The organism is Acinetobacter sp. I-MWF (genome assembly GCF_025433935.1).
Lineage (GTDB): Bacteria > Pseudomonadota > Gammaproteobacteria > Pseudomonadales > Moraxellaceae > Acinetobacter > Acinetobacter guillouiae.
The window spans coordinates 4,416,184-4,424,397 of the sequence record NZ_JAMBAR010000001.1 but is presented as its reverse complement, the minus strand read 5'-3'; the positions used below and the strand labels follow the sequence as shown (position 1 = coordinate 4,424,397).

Genomic DNA, 8,214 nt, shown 5'->3' with positions numbered 1-8,214 from the left:
AAGGAATGGGGTCTGTAGGCATTTCATAAATGGCTTGCGTTGTAGGTTAAAATTGAGCAGGCAAGGCAGGAAACGAAGAGAATAGCGAGACTATTTTCGAGTTTCATAACGAAGGCTGAGATAATTTTAGCCACAACCCTGAGCAAGAACAAAGCACTGCTTTGTTTGCAGCGCAAGGCGCAGCGGGGGGACTAGCGTGTTTTTTGCCGCTACGTGTTACCTTGCGAAACGATGTTTCTCATCATTTAGAATGACTAAATTTCGTATTTCGCGCCTAGTATCGCCTAAAAAACACACGTAGTCGCAAACATAGACGAATTGTCAACAGACCCCAATTATCCTTAAAAATATTTAGTCCCTTTTTCAATGATTGTTGTTGGATTTTCAATTTCTCCAGTCCCCAGCATAAATGACACTACGCTTATAGAGCTAACTAAGCTGATGATAAAGCCTATTAGCATCAGCCAAGCCATTAATTTTTCTATAAAAGTCGATGGGCGTGGGTGACCAAAACGATTGGCGCGATTACAACCACGTGCAAGGAGTAAATACAGCAGCATCAAGAATTGCACAATGGGAATCAGCAATAACAGAATAAACCAACCAGATTTATTACGATCATGCAGCCTGCGAATAATCACAACCATCATTCCATATAAATAAAGACAGCTGAGTGCGAGGTAAGTGAACTGTCCTAATCCTGAAATCGAATTTATCGCATGTTGGCTGAATTGCAGTGAATGTAAATTCACAATGCCAAAGACTAGACCGAGGGCAAGCAATGCAATGGTAAAAATGAGATGCAAAAATCCAAACCAAGCAATATAACTCAAACGATTAAAGCGGCCTTGAGTAGAAAGGGGATGATCTACTGGTGATACTTGATGCTTTGAAAAAAAAGTCGACGATTCTTGTATTTGCATGACGATCGCGTCCAGTTGAATGAGTTCGGTAAGGAAATGTTTTTTTCTGAAAAAAACCATATGCACTTCTGAATACAAATTATAAGATCAAAAAAACTCCATAGATATTGAAAATTCGAATATTTTGGCAAATGACTTAAGATTTTCCGATGGTTAAAGTGACCCCCGTGTCTACGACCAAAGCACAATTGTTAACCGAAATGCGCTATCGTAATACTGAACACATGCAGCAAATAAAATCAAGAACGTAGGCATACATCTCGTGATGAGGTGACAAATCAAGGAAGCAGAATATGAATGAAATCTATCCAGTTCCAGAACAATTTGTTAAAACAGCAAGGACCAATGAACAAGAATACTTCGATCGTTATCAACAGTCAGTAGAGCATCCAGATGAGTTTTGGGCAGAAGCTGCAAAGAAATTGGACTGGATTAAGCCATTTACTCAAGTAAAAAACACCAGCTACGACAAAGATAATTTTAAAATTGAATGGTTTGCAGATGGGCAACTGAATGTCAGTGCCAACTGCTTAGATCGTCATTTAAAAGAGCATCCACTGAAACCTGCGATTATTTGGGAGGGGGATCATCCATCTCGCCATAAAATCATTTCTTTTGAAGAACTGCATGATGAAGTGTGTCGTTTTGCCAATGTCTTAAAGAAAAATGGAATCGGGAAAGGTGATCGAGTCATTTTGTATATGCCGATGATCCCTGAAGCGGCGATTGCCATGCTGGCCTGTACCCGAATAGGGGCGGTGCATTGTGTGGTATTTGGTGGGTTCTCTCCAGACTCATTGGCAAGTCGGATAGACGACAGTCAAGCCAAATTGGTGATTACCGCTGACCAAGGTATGCGTGGTGGTAAAACGATTCCCTTAAAAGAAAATGTAGATGCAGCATTGGCGCTGGATGGAACCACTTCGGTTGAAAAAATGATTGTGGTGCATCGTACAGGCCATCCAATAACAATGCAGGAGGGGCGTGACCTGTGGTATCACATGGAAATTATGACGGTCACAGATATCTGTCCGCCAGAACCGGTGAATGCCGAAGATCCTTTATTTATTTTGTATACGTCTGGGTCAACCGGAAAGCCTAAGGGGGTGTTACATACCACGGGTGGTTATTTAACCTATGTCAATTCAACTTTCCGTGAAGTTTTTGATATTAAACAAGATGATGTGTTCTGGTGTACTGCAGATGTGGGCTGGATTACGGGGCATTCTTATGTGCTTTATGGACCATTATCCAATGGTACAACCACGGTCATGTCGGAAGGCATCCCACAATATCCAACATGGGCACGCACAGGGCATATTGTAGATAAGCATAATATTACCATTCTCTATACTGCACCAACAGCGATCCGCGCCATGATGCGTGAGGGTGATGCTTTTGTGCGTGAAAGTGACCGTAGCAGTTTGCGTCTATTGGGTACCGTGGGTGAGCCGATTAATCCAGAAGCATGGAATTGGTACTATACCGTTGTGGGTGAAAGCCGTTGTCCAATTGTGGATACATGGTGGCAAACTGAAACAGGCGGTATTTTAATTTCTCCACTGCCGGGTGCAACCCCACTTAAACCGGGTTCGGCCACTCGTCCATTGTTTGGCGTACAACCGGCATTGGTTGATGCTGAGGGTCAAGAACTCGAAGGTGAAGCAGAAGGCAATTTGATTATTAAGAATTCTTGGCCGGGGCAAATGCGGACTATTTGGGGCGATCCTGAGCGATTTATTGAAGCATATTTCTCAACCTATCCGGGCAGTTATTTTACTGGTGATGGTGCGCGTCGTGATAAAGATGGTTATTACTGGATTACCGGCCGTGTAGATGATGTCTTGAATGTTTCGGGTCACCGTTTGGGCACTGCTGAAATTGAAAGTGCCTTGGTTGCGCATGCAAAAGTCGCTGAATCAGCTGTTGTTGGTATGCCACATGAGATTAAAGGGCAAGGCATAGCAGCTTATGTGACCTTGCAGGCCGGTGAAGCTGAAACTGAAGAATTGCGTAAAGAATTGGTCAGTTGGGTACGTAAAGTGCTGGGACCTGTGGCAACACCTGATGCAATTTATTGGGCACCTGCTTTGCCAAAAACCCGTTCTGGAAAAATCATGCGACGCATTTTAAGAAAAATTGCTGCCAATGAGCTAGATAGTTTAGGTGATACTTCTACTTTGGCTGATCCAGGTGTGGTAGATCAGTTAATTACTGAGGTTAAGGCCAATTCTTAATGATTGAAGTCTCTTGATTTTGCTAGCCAAAAGTTGAATACCGTTAGAGAAATTCTAGCGGTATTTTTTTGTTATTGATTTTCAAACCACAGAATAAGTAATGCAGGCATTGAGATAAGGAAATCTTACTTGATTTGATAAGCTCAAGGCACTGGGAATAAGAGTAAATATGATGAATGCACCTCAACAGGCGATAAACCTTTCTGCTTTAGCAACAGCAAAACAATTGGCAGAACAATTTGCGCAGACTGCTGCTGAGCGTGATAAAGCAGGTGGTAATCCAAAGCTGGAACGGGACTTGATTCGTCAAAGTGGCTTATTGGGACTGTCTATTCCACAACAATATGGCGGGCAGGGGGCAAATTGGAAAACAATTTTCCAGACCATTCAAAGTATTGCACAAGTCGATAGCTCCTTGGCACATGTATATGGCTTTCATCATTTACTAATCGCCACCGTACAGTTATTTGCTCAACCTCAACAATATTCGGCATGGTTTGAACACACTGCCCGCAATAACTTGTTTTGGGGCAATACGTTAAACCCTTTAGATCAGCGTACGAAGGTACAACAACTCACTGAGAACGACTTTATTTTTCATGGTGATAAAAGCTTTTGCTCAGGATCAATAGATTCAGACATACTGCTTTGTTCGGGCTTTAATGATGCTGGAAAATTACTGATAGCTGTGATCCCAACACGTCGAGAAGGAGTCAGCTTTTTAGGCGATTGGGATAATATGGGGCAGCGCCAAACGGACAGTGGTACCAGTCATTTTGAACAGGTCAAAATTCACAAAGATGAATTATTGTTAAATCCAGGACCATTAAGTACACCTTACTCCAGTTTACGACCTTTGATTGCGCAATTAATTTTTGTGCATCTGTTTTTAGGCGTTGCTGAAGGTGCCTTTGACCTTGCAAGACAAACAATACAAAGTCAGAAAGCATGGTCAACGTCTTTGGCTGAAAATGCGGTGAATGATCCATTTACCCAGAAGCACTTTGCTGAGTTTTATGTACAGCTTGAAAGTGTACGTTTACTTGCCGATAAAGCCATTGCAGCATTGCAAACGGCTTGGAATATTGGTGAGCAATTAACAGCAGAACAACGTGGTGAAGTCTCAATTGCCATTGCGACTGCAAAAATTGCTGCAACCAATAGCTCACTGTTTATAACGCAAAATATTTTCCAAGTGATGGGTGCCAGAGCGACAACAGCCAAATTGAATTTAGATCGTTTTTGGCGAAATGTCCGTACTCAGACTTTGCATGATCCGATTGATTATAAGTATCAGGAAGTAGGGGAATGGGTATTGACTGGAAAAGTGCCTGATCCAAGTTTTTATTCTTGAACCTAAGCTGAGCGATGACATTTTATAGAAGTTCATTCTTAGCGCTTTAGTAGTTGGTATTGCCTATCTTAGATTGAAAAAAATCTGTGTTGGATAAGGGGTAGGTCTTATACCCCCTACCAACAGCGACAATTATGTTGCCTTGCAATAGATACAACATGAATGATCTAACAATGCACAAAGTTAAAGCCTGGCCCGATCTGACGTGTTTCAGCATCAAGGATTGGATTTTTGCTTTAAGCTATTGAGCACTTCATACGCTGCCTTAATTCGTTCAGCATTGGGAATTTTTTTATTCATTAACATCACTAAACCAAAATTCTCTTGTGGAATATAAATCACATAGGTCCCAAAACCATTGGTAGAGCCAGTTTTATGAAAGACTCTTGAACCAGTCTTCACGAGGGTTTTTTCAACAGGGTTAGATTGCATCACAACCCGATCAGAGTTGCTTTCTAATAGTGTGTTTAATGTGGTTGGGTAGCTGAATGATTCCCAGCCAAGGGCTTGGGTCATACCACCCATTTTAAAATAACCCGTATGTGTCGCTAGAATTGCAGGTTTAATCACTGCTTTGGCTTGATCTGGATTTAAGTTTAAATTTAAAAAATGTAGCATATCAGGTAGGCTAGATTTCACCCCATAGGCCTGCGCATCAAAAGCGCCAGCAGTGACCCGAAGCGGGTGATTATTTTGATCATAACCAAAAGCATAGTTGCCTTGTTGTGCTTTAGGAACTTGGACATAAGTATGTTGGAGTTCTAGTTTGGGGAAGATCACTTGTTCTAATAAAGCACTAAAAGGCATGTTCATGGCTTTAGCGGTCGCTTCACCGAATAGCCCTATGCTTGGATTAGAGTATTGTCGAAATTGACCAATCGGGTTTTTGACTTTCCAATCTTGAAAATATTGAAGTGTTTGCGCATTTGTTTTTATTTGATCAGGAAATTGCAATGGAAGATTGCCACTGGTATAGGTGGCCAATTCTAAGAGTGTGACTTGATTAATGTCTGAGTTTTTTAATGCAGGTATATATTTACCAGGGTGGTCTTGAAGAGAAGTTTTACCTAAATTTTGTGCATAAGTGCCTGCTGTTGCAGTAAATATCTTACTGACTGAGCCTAATTCAAAAAGGGTATTTTTATTTACGGCTTTCGCATTCGCAAGTGATTGCACGCCGTAGTATTTTTCATAACTTTTCCCGTTATACAAAACACCTATTGCCATACCGGGCACTGCATAAGTTTTCATTAATGGCTGAAATGCAGTATTCATCGCAGTTTCAACTTTTATAGACGTTGCAGGTATGTCGTTGGCGTTGACATAGGTCGTCAAGCTCATACTGCCAATGAGGACACAAAATATCGTTTTTGTTTTATTTAAAACTACCATACCCACTTTTTCCATCTATGCTACAAAAAGGGCGTATTTTAAGGTTGAAAGAAATTTTTTCCAAGATTGCGGTTGTTGAGTATATGTATAGAACAAATACACTCAATAAAATAAAAAGCAAAAGTTGGCTAATTTATATAAGGATAATTGTACTGAATTTATACGATTTTATTTTTATAAATGCTTTTTATTTATTCTAAAAAAAATCCCTCAAGCCGAGTCAAGAGGGAAAGCTGCAAAGCTGTTTTAGTTGTTTATTGTTGTTTTCACAGCACCATCGATGAAGAGATAAACCTTAAGCTGATTTTGCAGTAATTTGATCTTTTTGTGCTTCTTCAATTTGACGAACCAAAGGCAAGACCTTTTCACCGAAATATTCAACTTCTTCGATGAAATGTAAAAAGCCAGATAACACCAGATCTACCCCTACATTTTTGAGTTCAACAATACGTTCAGCAATTTGTTGCGGTGTACCAATCAGATTGGTTTTAAAGCCATCGTTATATTGCACCAAGTCTTCAAAGGTTGATTTTGCCCAGTTACCTTCACCTTCTTTAGATGCTGCGCCTGCTTCACGGGTTGCATCACCAAAGGCATTGACCGCTTCAACATTAGCTTGGTCAATAATCTCTTGCAACACCGCTTTTGCTTCTTCTTCAGTATCACGAGCAATGATAAATGCATTGACCCCGATTTTGACTGAATGATTATTTAGCTTGGCTTTTTCACGAATATCATCGATTTGTTTCTTTAGTTCTTCAGGTGTGTTGCCATTGGTGAAATACCAATCTGAAACACGCGAAGCCATGTCACGTGCAGCACGTGAACTACCCCCTTGGAATACTTCAATATGGGGCTTCTGCAAAGGTTTTGGTTTTAAAGTGTAGTCTTTAAACTGATAATATTTACCATCAAAGCTATAGTTATCCGTTGTCCAAATACCTTTTAACGTACGAATAAACTCTTCTGAGCGAACATAGCGTTCATCATGTTCAGGCCATGGCTCACCAATGGCATCAAACTCGCCACGAAACCAACCACTTACGACATTAATCGCAATACGCCCATTGGTCAGGTAATCAATGGTCGCCAACTGTTTTGCGGCTAAAACAGGTTTCCATGGTCCCGGAAGAATTGCTGCAATTACTTTTAATTTTTCAGTCTTGGCTAAAAGTGCATGACTAAAACTCACAGATTCGTGTTGATTTTCAGCGCCATACCCTGCGGTAAAACGAATTTGGGTGAGGGCATATTCAAAACCACTTTTTTCGGCAGCTTGTGCCAAACGGACATTGTAGTCATAGCTCCAGTCTGTCCGTTGTTCAATATTACTGACCACTAAGCCGCCACTGACATTGGGAACCCAATAGGCAAATCGAATTGCTTGACCATTATTCGATGAAAACTGTGACATATCATAACCCTCAATTTTTTATGATTTATTCATAACAAGGTTGCGTTTAAGCAACCTGTGATTGTGGTGTTTTGGATTTTGCATGTAGACGAGACTCTGCCGCATCCAAGTCTGGTATCGCCGCGGAAGGAAGCACATCATCTTGCTCAATCTGTTTGTTGATGCCTAAATTTTGATTGGCTTGTTCTGTTTTGGCTTTGACCACTTCTGCTCGCTGACCTTTTGCAGGCGCCCATTCTAAAATTGGCAATGCACGTGCGACAGCTAAAGTGATACGGTCTTGGATGTGTTCACTTTTAATGGTGTACTCAGGTGTGAAGTCACGATCTGTTGCATAGACACCAATAGGCAGCGTTTGCGCTTGAAAGAAGCTAAATAATGGACGTAACTGATGCTCTAGAACTAAAGCATGACGGTCACTACCACCCGATGCAGCAAGCAATACAGGAACATCGACTAGCGCTGTTTGTTCAACAAAATCAAAGAAATGTTTAAATAAACCAGTAAATGATGCACGATAAACAGGTGTTCCCACGATGAGCGCATCTGCTGCTTCTACGGCAGCTAAGTCATCTTGAACACGTTGTGGCAGTTGGTTGCGATAAATTGCGCCCCCTAACAAATGGCCTATTTCACTGAATTTAATAAAGTGAACATGAATCGGTGTTGCCTGACCCAGCTCATCTAAAATCGCTTGAACTAAACTTTCGGTTTTTGAAGGGTTATTTAATCCCCCTGAAACAGCAACAATATTTAATGGTTTTTGTTGAGTATAAATAGACATGTTGGCAACCTAATAAATTGAATCTCGGAATGCCATTCATTAATCTATATTTGACGAAGCGCTGTAAAATAATGAAAAACAGATTGGTTATCTGTTTTTAAGATAAACCG

General features: G+C 40.9%; 6 protein-coding genes. 2 read left to right on the top strand and 4 right to left on the bottom strand.

Going from position 1 to position 8,214, the window contains the following annotated elements; all coding sequences use genetic code 11:
* Positions 1-341 precede the first annotated feature (341 nt).
* Positions 342-923 carry a DUF805 domain-containing protein gene (locus tag M2R48_RS20445; RefSeq protein WP_262087327.1) on the bottom strand — a complete coding sequence of 194 codons (582 nt, stop codon included), beginning with the start codon at positions 921-923 and terminating at the stop codon, positions 342-344.
* Positions 924-1,216: 293 nt separating this feature from the next.
* On the opposite strand from M2R48_RS20445, the gene acs reads away from it, so the two are divergent.
* Together acs and M2R48_RS20435 are read left to right on the top strand one after the other, a co-directional pair.
* Complete coding sequence (gene acs / locus M2R48_RS20440; RefSeq protein ID WP_096735376.1) at positions 1,217-3,160, top strand: acetate--CoA ligase; 1,944 nt, start codon at positions 1,217-1,219, stop codon at positions 3,158-3,160.
* A 169-nt stretch (positions 3,161-3,329) separates the two neighbouring features.
* Complete coding sequence (locus tag M2R48_RS20435; RefSeq protein ID WP_262087326.1) at positions 3,330-4,514, top strand: acyl-CoA dehydrogenase family protein; 1,185 nt, start codon at positions 3,330-3,332, stop codon at positions 4,512-4,514.
* Between the two features lie 216 nt (positions 4,515-4,730).
* Here M2R48_RS20435 and ampC read toward each other — a convergent pair whose 3' ends face one another.
* The 3 genes from ampC to msuE form a co-directional block, all read right to left on the bottom strand.
* Complete coding sequence (gene ampC, locus M2R48_RS20430) at positions 4,731-5,855, bottom strand: class C beta-lactamase (RefSeq protein WP_410004184.1); 1,125 nt, start codon at positions 5,853-5,855, stop codon at positions 4,731-4,733.
* 346 nt (positions 5,856-6,201) lie between these two features.
* Positions 6,202-7,320, bottom strand: a complete 1,119-nt coding sequence (gene sfnG, locus M2R48_RS20425; RefSeq protein WP_034614949.1) for a dimethylsulfone monooxygenase SfnG — start codon at positions 7,318-7,320, stop codon at positions 6,202-6,204.
* A 46-nt stretch (positions 7,321-7,366) separates the two neighbouring features.
* Positions 7,367-8,104 carry an FMN reductase gene (gene msuE / locus M2R48_RS20420; protein ID WP_004723461.1) on the bottom strand — a complete coding sequence of 246 codons (738 nt, stop codon included), beginning with the start codon at positions 8,102-8,104 and terminating at the stop codon, positions 7,367-7,369.
* Positions 8,105-8,214 lie beyond the last annotated feature (110 nt).